This is a genomic window from Rikenella microfusus DSM 15922, assembly GCF_000427365.1.
Taxonomy (GTDB): domain Bacteria; phylum Bacteroidota; class Bacteroidia; order Bacteroidales; family Rikenellaceae; genus Rikenella; species Rikenella microfusus.
Genome location: NZ_KE386488.1, coordinates 1,281,019 through 1,302,336, shown reverse-complemented (window position 1 = coordinate 1,302,336; position 21,318 = coordinate 1,281,019). Strand labels below are relative to the sequence as shown.

Annotated in this window: 15 protein-coding genes and 2 tRNA genes; 5 read left to right on the top strand and 12 right to left on the bottom strand. The window is 59.5% G+C overall.

Annotated features, from left to right (window positions below):
- Window positions 1–562: 562 nt before the first annotated feature.
- From proB to cysS, 12 genes are all read right to left on the bottom strand, one after another.
- The gene (gene proB, locus RIKMI_RS0106555) at window positions 563–1,654 is read right to left on the bottom strand and encodes a glutamate 5-kinase (RefSeq protein WP_027290950.1); all 1,092 of its coding nucleotides are present in this window, start codon (window positions 1,652–1,654) and stop codon (window positions 563–565) included.
- Window positions 1,655–1,695: 41 nt separating this feature from the next.
- Entirely contained in the window at window positions 1,696–2,439 is a 744-nt protein-coding gene (locus RIKMI_RS0106550; protein WP_027290949.1) for a biotin--[acetyl-CoA-carboxylase] ligase, read from the bottom strand.
- A 6-nt stretch (window positions 2,440–2,445) separates the two neighbouring features.
- The gene (locus tag RIKMI_RS14305; RefSeq protein WP_084135207.1) at window positions 2,446–2,970 is read right to left on the bottom strand and encodes a PH domain-containing protein; all 525 of its coding nucleotides are present in this window, start codon (window positions 2,968–2,970) and stop codon (window positions 2,446–2,448) included.
- A gap of 20 nt (window positions 2,971–2,990) precedes the next feature.
- Window positions 2,991–3,770 (bottom strand): acetylglutamate kinase, encoded by a 780-nt coding sequence (gene argB / locus RIKMI_RS0106540; RefSeq protein ID WP_027290948.1) that lies wholly within the window; start codon window positions 3,768–3,770, stop codon window positions 2,991–2,993.
- A 572-nt stretch (window positions 3,771–4,342) separates the two neighbouring features.
- The gene (locus RIKMI_RS0106535) at window positions 4,343–5,569 is read right to left on the bottom strand and encodes a C1 family peptidase (RefSeq protein ID WP_027290947.1); all 1,227 of its coding nucleotides are present in this window, start codon (window positions 5,567–5,569) and stop codon (window positions 4,343–4,345) included.
- A gap of 116 nt (window positions 5,570–5,685) precedes the next feature.
- Window positions 5,686–6,837 carry a GDP-mannose 4,6-dehydratase gene (gene gmd / locus RIKMI_RS0106530; protein ID WP_027290946.1) on the bottom strand — a complete coding sequence of 384 codons (1,152 nt, stop codon included), beginning with the start codon at window positions 6,835–6,837 and terminating at the stop codon, window positions 5,686–5,688.
- Between the two features lie 193 nt (window positions 6,838–7,030).
- The gene (gene proC / locus RIKMI_RS0106525) at window positions 7,031–7,801 is read right to left on the bottom strand and encodes a pyrroline-5-carboxylate reductase (RefSeq protein WP_027290945.1); all 771 of its coding nucleotides are present in this window, start codon (window positions 7,799–7,801) and stop codon (window positions 7,031–7,033) included.
- 648 nt (window positions 7,802–8,449) lie between these two features.
- Complete coding sequence (locus RIKMI_RS0106520) at window positions 8,450–8,956, bottom strand: flavin reductase family protein (RefSeq protein WP_027290944.1); 507 nt, start codon at window positions 8,954–8,956, stop codon at window positions 8,450–8,452.
- Between the two features lie 71 nt (window positions 8,957–9,027).
- Window positions 9,028–9,098 (bottom strand) — tRNA-Gln (locus tag RIKMI_RS0106515).
- Between the two features lie 87 nt (window positions 9,099–9,185).
- Window positions 9,186–9,256: transfer RNA gene (locus tag RIKMI_RS0106510), tRNA-Gln, on the bottom strand.
- Between the two features lie 187 nt (window positions 9,257–9,443).
- Window positions 9,444–10,481 (bottom strand): branched-chain amino acid aminotransferase, encoded by a 1,038-nt coding sequence (locus RIKMI_RS0106505; RefSeq protein ID WP_027290943.1) that lies wholly within the window; start codon window positions 10,479–10,481, stop codon window positions 9,444–9,446.
- A gap of 109 nt (window positions 10,482–10,590) precedes the next feature.
- Complete coding sequence (gene cysS, locus RIKMI_RS0106500; protein WP_027290942.1) at window positions 10,591–12,087, bottom strand: cysteine--tRNA ligase; 1,497 nt, start codon at window positions 12,085–12,087, stop codon at window positions 10,591–10,593.
- A gap of 66 nt (window positions 12,088–12,153) precedes the next feature.
- Here cysS and RIKMI_RS0106495 point away from each other — a divergent pair, with 66 nt between their 5' ends.
- The 5 genes from RIKMI_RS0106495 (at window position 12,154) to RIKMI_RS0106475 (ending at window position 20,548) form a co-directional block, all read left to right on the top strand.
- Complete coding sequence (locus RIKMI_RS0106495) at window positions 12,154–13,878, top strand: menaquinone biosynthesis decarboxylase (protein WP_027290941.1); 1,725 nt, start codon at window positions 12,154–12,156, stop codon at window positions 13,876–13,878.
- A gap of 405 nt (window positions 13,879–14,283) precedes the next feature.
- Entirely contained in the window at window positions 14,284–16,671 is a 2,388-nt protein-coding gene (locus RIKMI_RS13270) for a penicillin-binding protein 1A (protein ID WP_084135206.1), read from the top strand.
- Between the two features lie 130 nt (window positions 16,672–16,801).
- Window positions 16,802–17,599: a thymidylate synthase gene (locus RIKMI_RS0106485; RefSeq protein ID WP_027290940.1), complete on the top strand. Its 798-nt coding sequence runs from the start codon at window positions 16,802–16,804 to the stop codon at window positions 17,597–17,599.
- Between the two features lie 21 nt (window positions 17,600–17,620).
- The gene (locus tag RIKMI_RS0106480; protein WP_027290939.1) at window positions 17,621–18,373 is read left to right on the top strand and encodes a UDP-2,3-diacylglucosamine diphosphatase; all 753 of its coding nucleotides are present in this window, start codon (window positions 17,621–17,623) and stop codon (window positions 18,371–18,373) included.
- 87 nt (window positions 18,374–18,460) lie between these two features.
- Window positions 18,461–20,548 (top strand): glycoside hydrolase family 2 protein, encoded by a 2,088-nt coding sequence (locus tag RIKMI_RS0106475; protein ID WP_027290938.1) that lies wholly within the window; start codon window positions 18,461–18,463, stop codon window positions 20,546–20,548.
- Window positions 20,549–21,318 lie beyond the last annotated feature (770 nt).

Below are 21,318 nucleotides of genomic sequence, written 5' to 3'. Positions count from 1 at the left end.
ATTTATTTCGGAAATATCTCTTTCGGGCTTGTACTTTAAGAGTTCCCGGCTTTCGATGTCTCGGCGCGCGTCCCCCTGCGCGCCCTGCGGGCTCGCCCGCGACCGAGACAGCCGTCCGGAAACCGGAACAAGCCGAATAGGGATACTTCCGATTTATTTTAGGTAACTATATATGACTTTACCCAAAGTCGGGTAATGATCTTCCCGACCGGCCCTGCGCCCAAGCCGCTCTGCGGCTTCAGGGGGGCGCAGGCCGAAATGTACTGAAAATCAAGTGTGCATATAAAATAGGGTAAAGTCGTATATAGTTGCCTTATTTTATTTGCATTCCCGATTCCCATCGTATTTCGGCTCGCGTCGGACCTTTCGTTTTTGTCCGGATTTGCACCGCCTCATGCCGCCCGGCGCCGGGCCGAAACGGAGTTGTCGGAAAGTTTGTATAAAGTCATATATAGTCGCTTTTTCCTGCATAGAGGAAAATAGTGCTGAAGACGACACGCAGCGCGGCGGACTTTTGAATATGTCAAAAGTCCGCCGCGCTGCGTGTCGTCTTTGCTCGTCGTTAAAGATCGAGGTACATATAGTCGTAATGCACGACCGGCCGGCCGCCGTGCTTCCCTGCCGAAGCCGCCACGGTCTCGCTGTCGGCCGTCACCAGTCCGACCCCCACCTGCCGTCCGTCGGGAGCCGCCAGCCGCACGATGTCTCCCTCGCCGAACGCTCCCTCGACCGACACGATGCCCACCGGCAGCAGACTCGTCGCCTGCGGCCCTGATAAGGCTTCCACGGCTCCTGCGTTCAGATGCAGTATTCCCTTGGCGAAACTCTCGGAATGGGCGATCCAGCGTTTGACGCTCGAAGGCGTTTTTTCGTTCGGTACGAAACGGGTGCACACCATCGCTTCGCGCTCCCGGGCCGGTAGCAACAACGACGGCAGAATATCGTCCCGCTTGCCGTTGGCGATAATCACCTCGACCCCTTCGGCTGCCACCTTGCGTGCGATGTTGCTCTTGGTCAGCATCCCGCCGCGGCCGAACTGCGATTTCCCGCTCTGGACGTACCCCTCCAGCGAGGTCTGCGGTTCGACCCGGCGGATCACTTTCGAACCGGGTTGCGACGGGTCGCCGTCGTAAATGCCGTCGATGTTGCTCAGGATCACCAGCGCCTCGGCGTCCATCATGGTGGCGATCAGGCCCGACAGCTCGTCGTTGTCGGTGAACATCAGCTCCGTAACCGAAACGGCGTCGTTCTCGTTGATGATCGGCACCACGCCGGCCGCCAGCATGGTGGAGATACAATTCTTCTGGTTCAGGTAAAGGTTCCTGCTCCCGAAATTATCCTTGGTGGTCAGTACCTGACCGCAGGCGATGCCGTAACCCCGGAACAGGTCGTAATACCGGTTGATGAGCTTGGCCTGCCCCACGGCGGAATAGAGCTGCCGGGAGGATACGTCGTCCAGTTTCAGCCCGGTACCCAGTTCGCTGCGTCCGGAAGCCACCGCCCCCGACGAGATGAGAATCACTTCGATCCCGCTCCGACGAAGGGCCACCATTTGATCCGTCAGCGCCGACATCCGCGTCACGTCCAACGTTCCGTCGCCGCGTGTGAGCACATTGCTGCCCACTTTGACAGCTACCCTTTTGTATGTTTCCATCTATTTTTCCGTTTATCCGTCCCGGTCATCCGGAACTCCGTTCAAAACAACGCCTCCACCTCTTTGAACCAGTAACGGCGCTCGCCGCCGTCCGGCAACCTCAGGGTCAGTTCCCCCGTTCTGCCGTCCACCCCGGCCACGACGGCCTCGAAAACTTCTCCGGATGCCGTATCCCGATACGGGTACGGCATCCCGTCGCCGCGCCACAGGCGGGCCATGAAACCGGCGTGCAGGGCCGCTTCGTGTTGCCCGTACCGTTGCCGGAAAGCGGTGCAGAACTGTCGCAGAACTTCCTCCGGCGAGGGTACGGGCCGTCCGGCAAGTTCCAGGGCTATCGAAGTGGGGTTCGGCAACGACGGATCGAAACCGCGCTGCCGGACATTGATGCCGATCCCGACCACCGACCGGCTCAGGTACTCGCTGTGCAGCGCATGTTCGATCAGGATGCCGCCGAGTTTCCGGTTTCCGACGTAGAGGTCGTTCGGCCACTTGACTACGCACTCCACCGCGCCGTCCGTCGCGACCCTTACCGCATCGCTGGCGGCCAGCGCGGCCATTTCGCTGATGCGGAACTGTCGTTCCACCAATATATGAACGGGTTCCAGCACCAGGGAGAACATCAGGTTCTCGCCCGGGTCGCTCTCCCAGCGATTGCCGCGCTGACCGCGTCCGGCGGTCTGCCGCCGGGCCGTCAGGATGTCGCCGTGCCGATAGCAGGCCGCATCGCGCATGGCCACATCGTTGGTGGAGGTTACCTCGTCGAACGGAACGATACGAAAATCCATACCCCGCTACTCCTTCTTTCTCAACCGTTCCCGAACAAACTCCGCGAACTCCTCCGGCCGCTCGCAGCTGAAAACATACCGTCGCCGATCGGTATCGACCCGAACCAAACGCTTCAGATCCGTCGCATACATCGTATAATTCCCCAGCCGTTTATTCCGAAACCGTCCCAGATAGCCGAAAAATCCCCCGCTCCCGAACGTCCGGAACGAGCCGTCGAGATACGCCTTCGGGATCGGCCTCACCTCCGTCACCTCGCCCAATGGGATTCTCAGCGCGCCGAACAATCGACGAATCGTTATCTCCTCCCCGTCGGCCAGTAGCCGAATCGGCATATAGCCTACCGCCCCGACCGCCGACCCCACGATAACCAGCGCCACCGCCAATCTTACCCACAGCAGCGTCGGCATCGTCCCGTCTAACCACCACAGCAAATAGAGTACCGCACCCAACGAAGTCACACCGCAGGCAATCGTCACCCCCCGCACCCTGCGGCTCCACCGAAACGGCATCAAGAAGCGCCGATTTTTCATAGTCGCTGATTTTTAGGGAATTAATTACAGAGCGTAGTCCCGCCGTAGCCGGGCATCGACAACCGTTCGGCGGCGCAAATCACCACGTTTTTCACGCCGGAGGCGATCGCCTTGAAGGCGTTATCCAGTTTCGGCAGCATACCGTCGGCGACGACGCCGTCCGCCTTGAGCCGTTCGTAGAGCGCGGGGCCGATTTCGGGAATCACCGAATCGTCGTCGTTCACATCCCGCAATACGCCGCGTTTTTCGAAACAGAACACGAGTTCGACGGAGTATCTCCCGGCTAACCCGACGGCGACGGTCTGGGCTACGGTATCGGCGTTGGTATTGAGCAGGGAACCGTTCTCGGGATCATATGTAATGGGGGCGACGACGGGAACCAGTCCGCCGTCGATCAACGCGACGGCGGTATCGAGGCCGAAACCGGCCGGATCGCCCACGAATCCGTAATCGACGGGCCGGGCGGGACGCCGTTTCGACCGGATCAGCCCTCCGTCGGCGCCGCACAGTCCCAGTGCATTGCATCCTTCGTTCTGCAGGGCGGCGACGATATTTTTGTTAATCAGTCCGGCATAGACCATGGTCACGATACGCAGGGTCTCGGCGTCGGTCACGCGCCGCCCGCCGATCATCCGGGTCTCTATGCCCAAACCTTTGGAAATGGCGGTCGCGATCTTGCCTCCGCCGTGCACGAGCACTTTCGGCCCTTCCAGGGCGGCGAAGTCGCGCAGGAACCGTTGTAGTTTCTCCGGATCATCGACGACGTTACCGCCGATTTTAATCACTTTTACTGTTTGCATCTGTTGTCGTTTAATCGTTGCCCGGTTCTCTTTCCGGCACACGGAACATTGTCCGTCCGTTGTTCTCGGTCTGTTTCCGCCCGGCGAAGACTTATCCGGACACTATATTGCCTGCAATTTTCGCTGTTTTTCAGCTCGCGGCCGCACGTTCCTCCGGAGCGCTGCCCGTTCGGCGCACGAGTCGGGTCGTAATTATCCCGCCCTCTCCGGCTCCGAACTGCGAGCTTGCGAATTAGCCTTACGGTTTTTATCGATGCGATTCGGAAGAATCGCCGGCTTTCTTTCGCGGTGCCGCCGGATACTCCGATCGGGAGTTGGCTCCGATAAGGTGGGCACAAAGCAGAAGGTTAAAGTATTTTAACCGTACGGTTAATTTAATATGTTGTCGCCCGGAGCCAGCGAGGGCCAAACGAGCTTTGCGAGTGTTGCAGCCCTTCGCCGGGGGTGGCTCCGGGCTGGCCGCTTCGCGGCAGACAATTAACCGTACGATTTAAAATCGTAACGTTGATATCGGCTTGCAGCCATAGGTCGCGCGAGCCGTAACCCCGGGCCGGCCCGGGGTAGCCGGACAATTACAGAGCCGGAAACTTATCCGCGATCTGCTGCGGCACCGCCGCACGGTTCACCATGATGTTGATCGTCTTGTAACGCACGTAAGGCTCCGACACATAGAAGAAACCCTTGTACTTGCCCCGTTCGCCCCACGAATTTTTGACTTTGTAGAACTTGTTGCCCCACTGGTCTTTCGCCGTACCCACGATGACCATACCGTGGTCGTCGGTCGTCTCGTAATTGTCGAAAGCCTCCTGACGCATCTCCTGCGTGATCGTCTTCTCCGGCATCGGCCCCGTGATTTTCGCCGACATCTTGGCCAGCTGCTCCTTCGTCAGCCCCGTCCAATGCGCCATATCCGAACCGGCCACCTGTTCCGGTTTGTCCACCGGCACGATCGCAAAACCCTCGTTGTAGCGGAAACCCTTTTCGCTCACGTCTGCCGACCAATTCACGGCATAGCCGTTTTCGAGGGCATTGTCGATAATGGCGATCAGTTCGTCCACCGGCACATTCGCCGAAGTCTCCCACGCCCAGTTGTCCGGAATTTCCACCGCGAACCGGGTGTAGAACGGATGGTGCGTGAACGAGGTGAACGACACGAAATCGTCCGCGTTCAGCCCCATGGCCGCCGCGAACGACTGCGGCGTATATTCCTTGCCCCGATAGGTGAACTTTTCCGGACACTTGCCCAGATAGGCGTCCAGGATGCCGTTCAGACCGTCCTGCCATACCGGCGAAAGCGTTTTGTTCGGCGCTTTCACCACCGCCGCCATATAGCTGCCGAGCACGGCGTCCAGCTCCCCGTGGCGGTGCACGCTGTCCTTACTGTACCGCAGCCCTTCGTATGCTTCCTGCGGCACGGCGCCGTGGCCACGCAGAATCGTCATTACGTCGTGCGTATTCCCGCCGGGCGAAAAGCTGCTCGACGCGTGTGTCCGGGCGTACTTGATCGCCTTGTCCAGATAGGTGTGCCGCACGATCCACATCTCGGACAGATTCACCGTATCCTTGCCCTGCCGCAGCATTTCGCTTTCCAACAGGCCCGTTCCGGCGAAACTCCAGCAGGTGCTCGAACTGCTCTGGTTGTCGATCGGGCTGACCGGCACGAGCTTGACATCGGTGAATACATAAGCCGTATCGGTTTTCTCTTTGGGTTGTTTCTTGGATTTCGGAGCTTCCGCTCCCTGGGCGGCCGACAGGCCTGCGGCCATGATCAGCGCCGCGGTTAGGAAAAGTCGTTTCATTGCGTTTTTATGGAGTTTGGTTGATTCGGTTTTTAGTGTCTGAGTTTCACATAGAAAAGAGCCTGCAAAAGCCGTCCTCCGCAGGCTGCGTCCGCCAGTGAAAGCACGACACGGTCTTATTCGAAATAACTGTTGATCGTGAAACCGCCCTCCCTGAGCCAGGCATCGCGTTTGAACAGTTTCACGTCGCTGCGCACCATCTCGGCCACCAGTCCCGGCAGGTCGTATTTCGGTTCCCAGCCCAGCACGGTGCGGGCCTTCGTCGAATCGCCGATCAGCGCCTCGACCTCCGTCGGCCGGAAATAACGCGGGTCCACGCTCGCCACCCGGCTTCCGGTTCGGGCCTGCATGGAGGGCAGGTACTCCTCGCCGACGGTTTCCGTAAACCGCACGGCATCCACCGCAGCGATCACCGCCTCTTCGTCCCGGCCCTCGCCCCGGAACTCGACCGTGATTCCGATTTCGGCGAACGTCATCCGCAGGAACTCCCGGATCGAGGTCGTCACGCCCGTAGCGATCACATAGTCGTCCGGCCTCTCCTGTTGCAGGATCAGCCACATCGCCTCCACATAGTCTTTCGCATGGCCCCAGTCGCGCGTGGCGCTCATATTGCCCAGATAGGTCTGCTCCTGCATCCCCAGCGCGATACGCGCCGCCGCGCGGGTGATCTTGCGGGTTACGAACGTCTCGCCCCGTACCGGCGATTCGTGGTTGAACAGGATGCCGTTGGACGCGTGCATTCCGTATGCCTCGCGATAATTGACCGTAATCCAATAGGCGTACAGTTTGGCGCAGGCGTAAGGCGAACGGGGGTAAAACGGCGTTTTTTCCGACTGCGGCACCTGCTGCACCAGGCCGTATAATTCCGAGGTGGAAGCCTGGTAAATGCGGGTCTTTTCCGTCAGTCCCAGGAGCCTCACCGCCTCCAGCAGCCGGAGCGTCCCGATTCCGTCGGCATTGGCCGTGTATTCCGGCGTGTCGAAAGAGACCTTCACGTGGCTCATCGCGGCAAGGTTATAGATTTCGTCGGGTCGAACCTCCTGAATGATCTTGGTGAGGTTCATCGAATCGGTCATGTCGCCGTAATGGAGCACGAACCGCTGCCCGTCCGCATGAGGATCCTGGTACAGGTGGTCGATCCGCTCGGTGTTGAACGACGAGGCCCGCCGTTTGATGCCGTGCACGGTATATCCTTTCTTGAGCAGGAATTCGGCTAGGTAAGCTCCGTCCTGTCCGGTGATTCCGGTGATAAGCGCAACTTTAGACATATATGACTAATATCATCTATTGTTTTTGTTTCGGGAAAATGGAATTTCCGGCGAATCTTTTAATCAAAAACCTAGCTCGCTTAGCGAGCTGACAGCCCGAAGCCGTCCCCCCTCGGCGAAGGGCTGTAATTTCGCCTGCGGCTCATCTGGCCCCTGCCTCGGCTTCGGGCTGAATATTCACGGCTTCCAATGGCTATTTCGACGCTTTCAGCCCTTCGATCACCGCACGGGTGAATCCGTTGGCCTCCATAGCGTTCAGTCCTTTGATCGTAATGCCGCCGGGAGTCGTCACCTTGTCGATTTCGGCCTCCGGGTGGTTCCCGGTACGCAGCAGGATTTCGGCCGCCCCTTTGAGAGTCTGGGCCACGACGGTCTGGGCCATCTGCGGCGGGATACCGAGTTCGATACCGCCCTCCATGGCTGCCCGCACGTACCGCAAGGCATAGGCTATCCCGCACGAGGCGAGCGCCATGCAGCCGTCGAATTGTTTTTCGGGCACTTCCATTACCTTGCCCAGCGGTTCGAAAAGCGAAATCATCGTCCGGGTCTGTTCGGGCGTAGCCCCTCCGGCGGTGACGAAGGTCATGCTCTCGCCTACGGTCACGGCCGTATTCGGCATGATCCGGAACAGCGGTTTGTCGCCGCCGAAATACGAGACCAGATCGGCCAGGCCGATTCCCGCGGCGACCGAACCGATCAGCGCACTGTCTTTCACCGCGCCTGCGATCTGACGGGCGGTGCCTTCGACGAGCCACGGTTTGACGGCCAGCAGGACGACATCGGCGGTTTTCGCAGCGGCAACGGCATCGGTCGTGGCCTGTACGCCTACCTCGCGCATGGCATTCAGCGTCTTGTCGTGCACGGCGACGGCGGTAATGTCTCCGGCCGCGACGCGCCCGCCGGCGACCAGCCCGCGGATCATGGCGCCGCCCATATTCCCGGCGCCGATAACGGTGACTTTCATCTCTGTTCGTTTTTCAATTTCCTACAAAGATACTTTTTTACGGTTATGCCCGGTCATCCGGAGAACCGAAACAAATCTAATGGAGATATTTCCGCTTTTAGTAGTTTGATTGCACGGGTATATTTCGGCTTTGATTTGAACGCCGGAGCCGGTAAATACGCAATTTCTATTGCATGTCTGCCCATTCCGGTCGTATATTGCCGCTGCCGGAACGACGATGATACCGCACCGCAGGGTTGTGCGCGGAGAATGGTGCCGGGTTCTGCGGGATACGGTATTCGGGCGGTTTTATTCCGGAATCTCGATTACCCGACTATATATACCGATCCCGCTTATATACACTGGTATACCGATATAACAAGATACGGGCTTTCCCGGGTCGGCTCAGCGCCGGACGGCTTCCAGCCGTCGGGGGAGCGGCGCGAGCCGAAAAAGTATCCACGAGCACCAATCGGTATATCAAAGTAATCTGGATACCGATAGTTTCAGCCGCTGTTTTTTCGGCTCGCATGCGAGCCCTCCGGGGCTTTCGTCCGGGGTCGCATCGCCTCGTGCTGCAAGATAGCGGAGCCGACCGGGGAGCGTTTGCGTTTCGGCACGTCCGGGGTGTCGCTGTATATAACCGGAGACGGATTTGTTATTTCCGTATCATTTGGTCCATGCCCGGATGATCTCCGCGATGTACATTTTGTGGAAGCCGCCTTTTTCCGGGCCGTACCATTGTGCGGCCAACGAGGAGTCGGAGAAGTTGCCGGCTTCGATCGTGTCGGCGTACAGCACGCGGCATTCCAGCCCCAGACGGGTCTCTTCGTAGAGGATGCCGCCGGTTTCGGTAAATACGGGATGCAGTCCCGCTTCGGCGATTTTATCGGTGTCGCGGCCCGATTTCGATCCGGTGATTTTGTGGACGTTTTTGTGCTCTTCGCCGAGGAAGGAGAGGCTGAAAGCGCCGGTCTGCTCGATGAAGCCGAACGTATGGCGTTCGGGACGGACGAAAATGGCGGCGACGGGTTTGTTCCACAGATAGCCCGCTCCGCCCCAGCTGGCGGTCATGGTATTGAATCGCCGGTCGGTACCGGCGGTCACGAGCATCCATTCGCGGCCGATGATGTCGATCGGATTGTCGGTGATGCGGCGGGGGTCGATGGTTTTCATGGGAATCGGAGATGCTATGGATAATAAAAAAGGCATCCTGTCGGAAACAGGATGCCGCGTTGAAAATTGTGTTGACCCGCTAGGACTCGAACCCAGAAAGACAGAACCAGAATCTGTAGTGTTACCATTACACCACGGGTCAATCTGAATGTGGGCCTTCCCTCCGGAAGACGGTGCAAATTTAATGCTTGTTTGCGAAATCCGCAAAAAAAACATTAAAAAATTTATGTTGACCCACCAGGACTCGAACCTGGAACGACAGAACCAAAATCTGCTGTGTTACCATTACACCATGGGTCAGGACCTTTTCCGACGGCGCAAAATTAGCGTTTTTTCCCGATTCCCCAAAATTTATCGTTTCCGTTGTTCGCAACGGTTGGAATCGCAAGCGAAAGGTATGTTTCTGCGCGTTGTTTCCGACGGTACCGGCACGGCTGTCGGTGTCCGATACGGGTATGTCCGGAATACGCCTGTTCCGCCGCCGTTTTTACAGGTCGAGCACCGTGTTCCAGCCGTGTCGGTCTTCGGTTTCGCCGTGCTGGATACCGACCAGTTCGTCGTACAGTTTCTGCGTCCACGGTCCTACGCCCTGACCGAAATCGTAGGTCTTGCCGTCCGCCGGATCGAAGATGGTCGAGACGGGAGTGATGACGGCGGCGGTGCCGCAACATCCGGCTTCGCTGAAAGTGTTCAGCTCTTCGAGTTCCACATGCCGGGCTTCGACTTCCATGCCGAAGTCGGCGGCGATCTGTTTCAGGCTCTTGTTGGTGATCGAAGGCAGGATCGAATGGGAGTCGGGGGTGACGTAATGCGCTTTCCCGTTGCCGTCTACCCGGATGCCGAAAAAGTTGGCGGCGCCGCATTCGTCGATATAGCGGTGGTGCGCGGGGTCGAGGTAAAGCACGCTGTCATACCCTTTTTCATGCCCTTCGAGGGCGGAGGTGAGGCTCGCCCCGTAATTGCCGCCGGCTTTGGTGTGGCCGGTGCCGAACGGCGCGGCGCGGTCGTGGGTGCGGTCGATGATGGCGCTGATCCCTTTCATGCCGCCGCTGTAATAGGGACCTACGGGGCTGACGAACATCAGCAGGAGGGTCTCGTCGGCGGGTTTCACACCGAGCTGGGGGCCGGAACCGACGATGACGGGGCGTATGTATAACGACCCTCCGGTCTCGTAGGCCGGGATGTAGTCCTTGTTGTCGGTGACGACTTTGGCGACCATCTCGCAGAACAGTTCGACGCTGGGGACGGCCATTTGCAGGTACGATGCGGAACTTTGCATCCGTCTGGCGTTTTCGTCCATCCGGAAGATGCGGACTTTGCCGTCTTTGCAACGGAAGGCTTTAAGCCCTTCGAAAGCGGTCTGCCCGTAATGAAAGGCGGTGGCGGCCATGTGCATGGTCACGGTCTCTTCGGTGTGCTCCTCGATGGGGCCCCACTGGCCGTCGCGCCAGTAGCAACGCACGTTCACGGGGGTCCGGGTGTAGCCGAAGCTGAGGTTGTTCCAGTCTATATCCTGAGGTTTCATGGTTTGGTGTGTGTTTAATTCATTCGGTTATTCGGCTCCGGCCTGTCCGCCGATGCGGAAACGATCGGTCCCGTTGATAATAAATCGGGCTGTTGTCGGTTAAAGCCGATTATTCCAGCTCCCAGTCCGCGCCGTCCTTGCGGTCTTTGACTCTGATGCCCAGCGCTGCCAGCCGGTCCCGGATCAAGTCCGACGTCGCCCAGTCCCTGGCCGCTTTCGCCTGTTGGCGGACCTCCAGCACCATGTCGATCACCCCGCCCAGCCTTTCGTTCTCCGAAGCGGCCGGGACGACCGCCGCGTCCGGCGCCGCCGAGAGGCCCAGCAGCGTCCCCAGCACCGTATCGAAAGCCGTTTTCAGCGTATCGATCTCCTCGGCCGTCGCCGACAGCGTACCGTCGTTCAACGCGTTCACGTGGCGCACCCAGTCGAACAGCTTCGCGATCGCCACCGGGCTGTTCAGGTCGTCGCACAGAGCCTCCTCGCATTCGTCCAGCAGCGTCGCCGGCGAAGGGATCGTGGACGAGGGCGCCGCCTTGAGCCGGCCCGACAGCAGCAGATTCCACGCCCGCGTGAGCCTCTCCAGCCCCTTTTCCGCCGCAAGCAGCGCCTCGTCGCTGAAATCGAGCGTCGAACGGTAATGCGCCTGCAGGATAAAGAATCGGATCACCATCGGCGCGTAAGGCTGCGTCAGCAACGGGTGGCCGCCCGTGAAAAACTGTTCCAGCGTGATGAAGTTGCCGAGCGACTTGCCCATCTTCTGGCCTCCGATCGTCACCATGTTGTTGTGCACCCAGTACCGCGCCGAGGCATGTCCCTGCGCGGCCGTGGACTGCGCGATCTCGCATTCGTGGTGCGGGAACATCAGGTCCATTCCCCCGCCGTGTATGTCGAACGTTTCGCCGAGGTACTTCGCGCTCATGGCCGAACACTCCAGATGCCAGCCGGGGAAACCGTCGCTCCAGGGCGACGGCCAGCGCATGATGTGCTCCGGCGAGGCCTTCTTCCACAGCGCAAAGTCCGCCGGGAACCGTTTCTCGCCCTCGTAGTCGTCCGAGCGGCCGCCCGACTGCATCTCGTCCAGATTGCGGCCCGACAGGATGCCGTAATTATGCCCGTCGGCGACGTATTTCCGCACGTCGAAATAGACCGAACCGTTGCTCACGTAGGCGTAGCCTGCATCCAGAATAGCCTTGGTCATTTCGATCTGCTCGATGATATGTCCCGAAGCGTGCGGCTCGATCGACGGCCGCAGCACTCCCAGGCGGTCCATGAACTCGTGGTAACGGTTGGTGTAGTGCTGGGCGATTTCCATCGGTTCCAGCTGTTCCAGCCGCGCTTTTTTGGCGATTTTGTCCTCGCCGCTGTCCGCGTCGTTTTCGAGGTGTCCCACGTCGGTGATGTTCCGCACGTAGCGCACCTTGTACCCTTCGTACCGCAGCAGTCGGAAGAGCAGGTCGAACGTTACCGCCGGCCGTACGTGTCCCAGATGGGGGTCGCCGTAAACCGTCGGGCCGCAGACATACATCCCCACGGCGGGGGCGTGCAGCGGTTCGAATGTCTCTTTTCGGCGGGTCAGCGTGTTGTACAGGTAGATCGGTTTGGCCATATTCTTGCTCTTTTGAGGAAGTGCATTTTGCAAAATTATTAATTTTGAGCCATTAATGTATCCGGAATGTATAGAAATTTAGCCGAATATGTCGCTGCGCTGGAAAAGGCGGGCGAACTCGTACGGATTTCCGTGCCGGTCGATCCGGTGCTGGAGATCGCGGAGCTGACCGACCGGCAGGCCAAGCAGCCCGGCGGCGGCAAAGCGTTGCTGTTCGAAAACACGGGGACGGGATTCCCGGTGCTGACCAATATGATGGGGTCCGAGCGGCGTATCTGCATGGCGCTCGGCGTGGAGCGGCTCTCGGAGGTCGGCGAACGGATCGAGGCCCTGCTGGCGGACGCCATGCGCCCCAAAGCGGGATGGATGGACAAACTGAAGATGTTGCCGCTCCTGAAAGAGGTGTCGGCCTGGATGCCGCGCAGCGTCTCGCGGCGGGGAGAGTGCCAGCAGGTGGTCCGCAAAGGCGATGAGGCCGATTTGTCGGAACTCCCGGTGCTGAAATGCTGGCCGCACGACGGGGGACGGTTCGTGACCCTGCCGCTGGTGCACACGGTCGATCCCGAAACGGGGGTACGGAACGTGGGGATGTACCGGATGCAGGTTTTCGACTCCCGGACGACGGGCATGCACTGGCACCGGCACAAGACGGGAGAACGGCATTACCGGCAGTATGAGAAACGGGGCGAGCGGATGCCGGTGGCGGTTTGTCTGGGCGGCGATCCGGTCTATACTTATTGCGCGACGGCGCCGCTGCCGGACGGCATCGACGAGTATATGCTGGCCGGTTTCCTGCGGCGCCGGCCGGTGGAGCTGGTGAAGTGTCTGACCTGCGACCTGCGGGTGCCGGGCGATTGCGATTTCGTGATCGAGGGGTATGTCGATCCGGCGGAACCGAAAGCGGTGGAGGGCGATTTCGGCGACCATACGGGTTTTTACTCTTTGAAAGACCTCTATCCGAGGTTCCACGTGACTTGCATCACCCACCGGCGCGATGCGGTGTGGCCGGCGACGCTGGTGGGCATTCCTCCGATGGAGGATGCGTATATCCAGCTGGCGACGGAGCGTATCTTTCTCGCGCCGATCCGTCTGGCGGTCGCTCCGGAGGTGGTCGATCTGTGGATGCCGCCGGCGGGAGTGGCGCACAACATCGCAGTGTGCGTGATCGAAAAGAGCTACGCGGGGCAGGCGCTGAAGGTGGCCAATGCGTTGTGGGGCGCGGGGCAGATGAGTTTCAACAAGTTTCTGATCGTGCTGTCGGCGGAGGATGCGTGCGGGGTATCTGGCAGCGGGTATGCGGCGGTAGTTCGGGAACGTTTGCACCGGTTCGATCCGGCACGGGATGCGCTGTTTTCGCGGGGTGTGCTGGATGTGCTGGATCATTCGGCGCCGCAGACAGGCTTCGGAGGTAAGCTGTGTCTCGACCTGACGCGCAAAACGGCAGAGGAAGGAGGCGAGCGGCCTTACCGGGAAATGATGCCGGTGGAGGCGGTCTGGGACGATTTCGTCCGGGAGGCGGGACTTCCGTTCGACGATTTGCTTTGGCTGGCGGCGGGGAACACGGATCCGGTGCGGGATGTATCGATAACGGCGGAGGGAGTGTTGAGGCTGGATGCGCGGTTCAAACCTTCGGCGGTGGAACGCGGCTGGCCGAATGTGGTGACGATGTCGCGGGAGGCGATCGAGCGGGTGGATGCCCGCTGGAGGGAATATGGGTTCGAGGGGGAGCCGCTGCCGTCGCCGTCGCGCCGTTATCTCCCGCTGGTACGTTCGCATACTGCCGAACTGTAATCGTCCGTTTGTCCTGTATCCTTTTCTTTGGGCTGGAGAGAACGGCGGCTTTTTAACTCCGGTCTCCGCGTCAGCGGCCGGACCGGAGCCACCCCGGACGGAGGGCCGCAACCGACGCTGTCAGCAAGGGCAGTGCAAGTCATACTTGCACTACCGAACGGCGAAGAGGAAAACACGCGCGGCACAGTTAATATGCGCGACGCTCATTTGCGTCTCCGCCGGCTCCGGTCCCGACCGTTGCGCCAAACTTAAGGCGTTCGGCAGACTGTGTTCCCCGGCAGGCTGCTCGAAAAGTCTTTCGGATAACTTTTCCAAGATACGGTTGCCTCTATCCCAAAGAAAAGGATACAGGACAAACGGACGATTAAAAAGTCGTACCTTTGCAGGAGTAAAAAACGTAAACGCATGGCCAGCAAGACCTTCGCAAAAATACGGAACTACTTTCGGGACCCGGCCCATCACCGGCGGATCACCATCGTTTTCTGGTGCGTCCTTGCCGTCCCTCCCGTCGTTCTCGGCAGCCTGTTGCTGTTGATCGGTTTCGGCGCGTTCGGCAAGCTGCCCACTTTCGAAGAACTCGAAAATCCCCGCAGCAACCTCGCCACCGAAGTGATCTCCGCCGACGGAAAGAATATCGGCAACTTCTTTATCGAAAACCGATCGTACGTCGATTACGGCGATCTGTCGCCCAACCTCGTGGCCGCGCTGGTCGCCACCGAAGACGCCCGTTTTTACAGCCATTCCGGCATCGACTTCCAGGGGCTCGCCCGCGTCGGCATCAAGACCGTCCTGCTCGGCGACCGCGGCCAGGGCGGCGGCTCCACCATCAGCCAGCAGCTCGCCAAAAACCTCTATCCGCGCGACACCACCAACAGCTCCGGTATCGTCAAGGCCGGCAAACTCGTGATCGCCAAACTCAAGGAGTGGATCACCGCCGTGATGCTCGAACACAACTATACCAAAGAAGAGATCGTGGCGATGTACCTCAATACTGTCGAGTACGGTTCCAACGCTTACGGCATCAAGTCTGCCGCCGCCACCTTTTTCAACAAAACCCCCGCCGAGCTGGCACCCGAAGAGGCTGCCATGCTGGTAGGCGTGGTGAACGCCCCGACCCGCTACAGCCCGCGGCGGAACCCCGAACGCGCCCTGCGGCGACGCAACACCGTGATCGAGCGTATGGGCAGCGCCGGTTTTCTCTCCAAAGCCGAGGTGAAAGAACTGACGGCCAAACCGATCGAACTCGACTACCACCCCGTGTCGCACAACGAAGGGACGGCCACCTATTTCCGTGAAATGCTGCGCCAGTATATGACCGCGGAGGAGCCGCAGCGCCGGCAGTTCGCCACCGACTGGGACTACGAACAGGAGATGAAGCGTTGGCAGGGCGATCCGCTCTACGGCTGGTGCAACAAAAACACCAAAGCCGACGGCACGCCCTATAACCTCTATAAGGACGGGCTGAAAATCTATACCACCATCAACTCCCGGATGCAACAGTATGCCGAAGAGGCCGTCCGGGAACATATGACCAAGACCGTGCAGCCCCAGTTCGACCGGCAGCGTAAAAACACCAAAACCATCTTTTACCGGATCGACAAGGCCGAACAGGAGAAAATCGTACGCCGGGCGATCCTGCAAAGCGACCGCGGAATCGCGATGAAACGGGCCGGAGTTGGCGAAGCGCGTATCCTGGCCGAGTTCGAAAAACCGGTGCCCATGACCGTCTTCACGTATGCCGGCGAGCGGGATACGGTGCTCTCGCCGCGCGACTCGATCCTGCACATGAAGTCGTTTCTCCGGGCGGGTTTCATGTCGATGGACCCCTCGACGGGTTACGTGACGGCCTATGTGGGCGGTACCGATTTCCGCCACTTCAAGTACGACATGGTGCGGCAGGCGAAACGGCAGGTCGGTTCCACGATCAAACCTTTCATCTATACGTTCGCGTTCGACATGCTGGGTTACAATCCCTGTACGCTGGTGCCCAACTCGCCGGTGACCATCGAGACGGCCCAGGGGCCGTGGTCGCCCAAAGAGGCGGGGAATGTGCCCCAGGAGGGCGAACTGCACCCGCTCTATTGGGGCCTGGCCAACAGCCGTAACAATTATTCGGCCTGGATCATGAAACAGTCCCAGCCGCAGGCCGTGGCCGACATGATCCACAAGATCGGCATCGGCAGCTATATCGACCCGGTGTACGCCCTCTGCCTCGGCACGCCGCAGGTGTCGGTATTCGAGATGGCCGGGGCGTTCAGCACTTTCGCGAATCGGGGGGTGCATACCGAGCCGTTTTTCGTAACGCGTATAGAAGACAAACAGGGCAACGTGCTGGCTTCGTTCTCGCCGCAAACCTACGATGCGATCGGCGAGCAGACGGCCTACACCATGCTGGATATGCTCAAACGGGTGGTGACGGCGGGAACGGCCGGGCGGCTCCGTTACCAGTTCAACCTGAGCGGCGACATCGGCGGCAAGACGGGGACGACGAACAACAATGCCGACGCGTGGTTCATGGGGGTGACGCCTCAGGTGGTGGCCGGTACGTGGGTCGGCGGCGAAGATCCCGCCACGCACTTGCAAAGCGGGGCGGACGGTTCGCGGGTGGCCCTGCCGATCTTCGGCATTTTCATGACGAAGGTGTATGCCGACAAGTCGTTGGGGATCAGCATGAGCGATAAGTTCATGGAGCCGATCGGGGTGGTGAAGTACGACTGCGATCCGCAGCAGGCGATTCCGGCTGCGGTGACGGGGGCTACGGGCGAAGGCGGCGGCGACGAGTTTTTCCAATAAATTAAGGTGAAAGGCTCGACGGCACGACCGCACGCTGTCCGCTGTGCGAAGCGATCGACGGACAACCGCACGACAGGGAAAACCCGAATGGTTTCGCGGCGGCCTCTATGTAAAAAAGAACGATACGATTATGCGACAATATTTGGATTTGCTGCGGCATGTCCGCGACAACGGCATCCGTAAGAACGACCGGACGGGAACCGGAACGGTCAGCGTTTTCGGCTATCAGATGCGGTTCGACCTGAGCGAAGGGTTCCCCTGTCTCACGACCAAGAAACTGCACCTGCGATCGATCATCTATGAGCTGCTCTGGTTCCTGAGGGGCGATACCAATATCAAGTACCTGAACGACAACGGAGTGACGATCTGGGACGAATGGGCCGACCCGGCAACGGGCAACCTGGGACACGTGTACGGTTACCAGTGGCGCAGCTGGCCGACTCCCGACGGGGGACATATCGACCAGATCCGGCAACTCGTCGATTCTTTGCGGAACAACCCCGACAGCCGCCGTCATATCGTCAGCGCATGGAACGTGGCCGACATTCCGAACATGGCCCTGCCGCCGTGCCACGCCCTGTTCCAGTTCTACGTGGCTGGCGGCCGGCTGAGCTGCCAGCTCTACCAGCGTTCGGCCGACCTGTTCCTCGGCGTGCCGTTCAACATCGCCTCCTACGCCCTGCTCACGATGATGCTGGCGCAGACGACCGGGCTGGAGCCGGGCGAATTCATCCACACGCTGGGCGATACCCATATCTACCTGAACCACCTGGAACAGGTGGAAACCCAGCTATCCCGAACCCCTCGCCCGCTGCCGACCATGCGGATCAATCCGGAGGTGAAAGATATATTCGGTTTCGAATACGAAGATTTCACGCTCGAAGGTTACGACCCGTGGCCGGGAATCAAAGCCCCCATTTCCGTATAACGACCCGATTCCGGTACTGCTATGGCCTATTATTTCGCATCGGACGTACATTTGGGACTCGCCTACAACGGGGCCGATCCCCGCGGGCGGGAGAGGCGGTTCGTGGCCTGGCTCGACAGTATCCGGGCCGACTGCGAAGGGTTGTTTCTCGCGGGGGATATTTTCGACTTCTGGTTCGAGTACGAACGGGTGGCTCCCAAAGGTTTCGTGCGGACGTTGGGCAAACTGGCTGAGTTCTGCGACAGCGGGATTCCGGTACACTTTTTCGTCGGCAACCACGACCTGTGGGTGGGCGATTATTTCGAAAAAGAGATCGGCATGACCGTGCATACCGCCCCGGCGACGTTCGACCTGTACGGTCGGACCGTTTTCATCGCCCACGGCGACGGGCTGGGAAAAACCGGAGACTGGAAATACGCGTTGCTGCGGCGGGTTTTCCACAGCCGTTTCCTGCGGCGCCTGTTTTCCGCCGTCCTGCATCCGAACGTGATGATGCGTTTCGGGCACTGGTGGTCTTCGCACAACCGCCACGGGCGCAAAGAGGGCGTGTCCCACCGTTTCCGCGGCGAGGAAGAACCGATCGTGCGTTTCGCGCGGGTCTATATCGCCGAACATCCCGAAACCGCCTATCTGGTCTGCGGGCACACCCATACCCCCGTCCTGCACCGCCTCAGCGACCGAAGCAGCGTGGCGATTCTCGGCGAATGGATCGAAAGACCGGTATACGGGCGGCTCGGTGCGGACGGCGTGCTGGAGCTGATCGAATACCGATAGGCATGCCGGTACGACTTTGCCGAAAACCGCAGGGCCGGTTGGGAAGATCGTTACCTGATTTCGGATAAAGTCGTATATAGTTACCATATGAAAAAACAGACTTTTTTGTACGCATTGCTGTTCGGAGCGGCTTTGTCCGTCGCCGCCTCCGCCCAGCGCATCGCGACCCCGTTCAACGACGGGTGGCGGTTCCGCCGGGCCATAGACAGCACGGAGCGAAATGTGACGGTTCCTCATACGTGGAATGCCGAAGACATGCAGGTACGCGCCGGGGATTTCTATGCCGGCGAGGGCATTTATACCAAAAGTTTCACGCTGCCCGAAGCGATGCGCGAGGGCAAGCGCGTCTTCCTGCGGTTCGAGGGGGTGGGCCAGGTGGCCGAAGTATCGGTGAACGGACAGTTTGCCGGTCGGCACGAGGGCGGTTATTCCGCTTTTGCGTTCGACATTACCTCGTTGCTCCATAAAGACCGTTCCGAGGCGAATACGGTGGTCGTAAAGGCCGACAATGCCGCCCGGAAGGATGTCGTTCCGGTCAATCACAGCCTGTTCGGGGTGTACGGGGGTATTTACCGTCCGGTGTGGCTCGTGGCGACGGATAGTGTATCGATAGCGACGACCGACCATGCTTCCCATGGGGTCTATATTACGCAGCGGAATGTGAGCGGCACGGCGGCCGACGTCCGTGTACGGGTTCTGCTCGACAATGCGACTTTGCAGCCGGCGGATTTGACGCTGGTCAATACCATTTACGACAGGGAGGGCCATACGGTGGCGTCCGAAACGAAACCCCTGCGTCTGTCGCCGCAGGGAGAGCGGGAATACGCTTCGGATTTCCGGCTGACGAATCCGCACCTGTGGCAGGGCCGGGAGGACCCGTACTTATATCGCGTCGAAACGCTGGTGCAGCGGAATGGGCGGACGGTGGACAGCATCGTCAATCCACTGGGGCTGAGGCATGTGGAGCTGCGGGCGGGAGACGGCTGTTACCTGAACGGCAGGAAATATCCGATGTACGGCGTTTGCCGCCATCAGGACCGCTGGGGGCTGGGCAGCGCCCTGACGAACCGGGAGCATGACGAGGACTTGGCATTGATTATGGAGGTGGGGGCCACGACCGTCCGGCTGGCACACTACCAGCAGTCGGACTATTTCTATTCCCGGTGCGATTCGCTGGGGTTGCTGGTCTGGGCCGAAATCCCGTTCGTGAATCAGGTGACCACCTTCGAGGCGGGGAATGCGAAATCGCAGCTCGCGGAACTCATCCTGCAAAGTTTCAACCACCCGTCGATCTATATCTGGGGCCTGCACAACGAGGTCTACAAGCCGCACAACTATACGGCGGCGCTGACGGCGGAGCTTCACCGGCTGGCCAAACGGCTCGACCCGGATCGTTATACGGTGGCGGTGAACGGGTACGGCCATATGGAGCATCCGGTGAACCTGAATGCGGATGTGCAGGGGATGAATCGTTATTTCGGCTGGTACGAGGGCCGTATCGGCGATATGCAGGGGTGGGCGGACGGCCTCTCGAAAAAGTATCCGGAGACAGTCCTGATGCTGTCGGAGTACGGGGCGGAGGCGAACACGGCGCACCAGACGGAGCTGATCGGCGAGACGATCGATTTCCAGTCGCAGTTCTATCCCGAAACCTATGCCACCAAGACGCACGAGGCGCACTGGGGCATTATCTCGCGGTCGCCGTATATCGTGGCGTCTTACCTATGGAACATGTTCGATTTCGCGGTGCCGATGTGGGACCGGGGCGGCGTGCCGGCACGGAATATGAAAGGGCTGGTGACGTTCGACCGGAAATTGAAGAAAGATGTCTTTTACTGGTACAAGGCGAACTGGAGCAAGGAACCTGTGCTGTACCTGACGCAGCGGCGGCTGGTCGAGCGGGAACGGGGGATAACGTCGGTAACGGTTTACTGCAATACCGGCGAACCGGCGGTACGGCTGAACGGGAAGCGGCTGGCGTTGAGGCCGGGGACGACGGCGGTGCATTTCGTGGCGGACAGCGTGCGCCTCAGGCGGGGGAAGAATGTCGTGACGGCTACGGCGAAAGACGGCGCGGGCAACGTGCTGACCGACCGGATCGAATGGCATTATGCGGGCGATACGGAAGGGAAGGTGCGGGAGTATGAGATGAAAAAAGAGCACGGCGGGTTCTGAGCCGAGGGATTATCTTATTCAGACCGGTCTGTGTATTCGATTGGATAAGTATATACGATTTCGGGATTATCCCCTTTTGTATCTACATGTTCGTGTTGCGGGCCGCGGCCTGCGGGGAAAGAGTGATTCCGTCCCGGCTCACGTGGGTCTCCGCGCCGGGGCCGCTGCGGGCCGACATGCTTCGGAATACCTCGAAGAGCACATATTTCTCGCAACGACACGAAAAAGGATAATTCAGTCCGATTTTAATTCAAGACTTTGCATCGGCGGTCAGCCCGGAGCCACCCCCGACGGAGAACTTTCGGTCTTGCCCTCGCTGGCTCCGAGTGTGGAAAACCATATCCGCGGGCAGCCGGATAACCGTACGGCTAAGAATAAATATCCGCGTTAGCAGATGAACCGGCGCTCTTCGGGGTAGCCTGAAGAGCACGTCCTTTTTGCAACGACATAAAAAGGGATCCTTCCAATGCATATTCGGAAGTATCCCCTCTTAGGCTTGTTCCGGTTTTCCGGAAGGCTGTCCCGGTCGCGAACGATCCGGCAGGACATGCAGGAGGACGTGCGCCGGGACACCGAAAGCCGGCAACCCTATGAAAGTCCAAACTTAAAAGGGATATTGCCGTTACCCGATTATAAATACACCAACAATTTTCACCGGCGTTTTTTCGGCTCGTGTCGGACCCTCCGGAGTTTTCGCCCGGAATTGCCATGCTCGATTCAGGCAGCGTCGCGCAGCCGATAGAGGAAAATTACCGTCGAACATGTTCGGC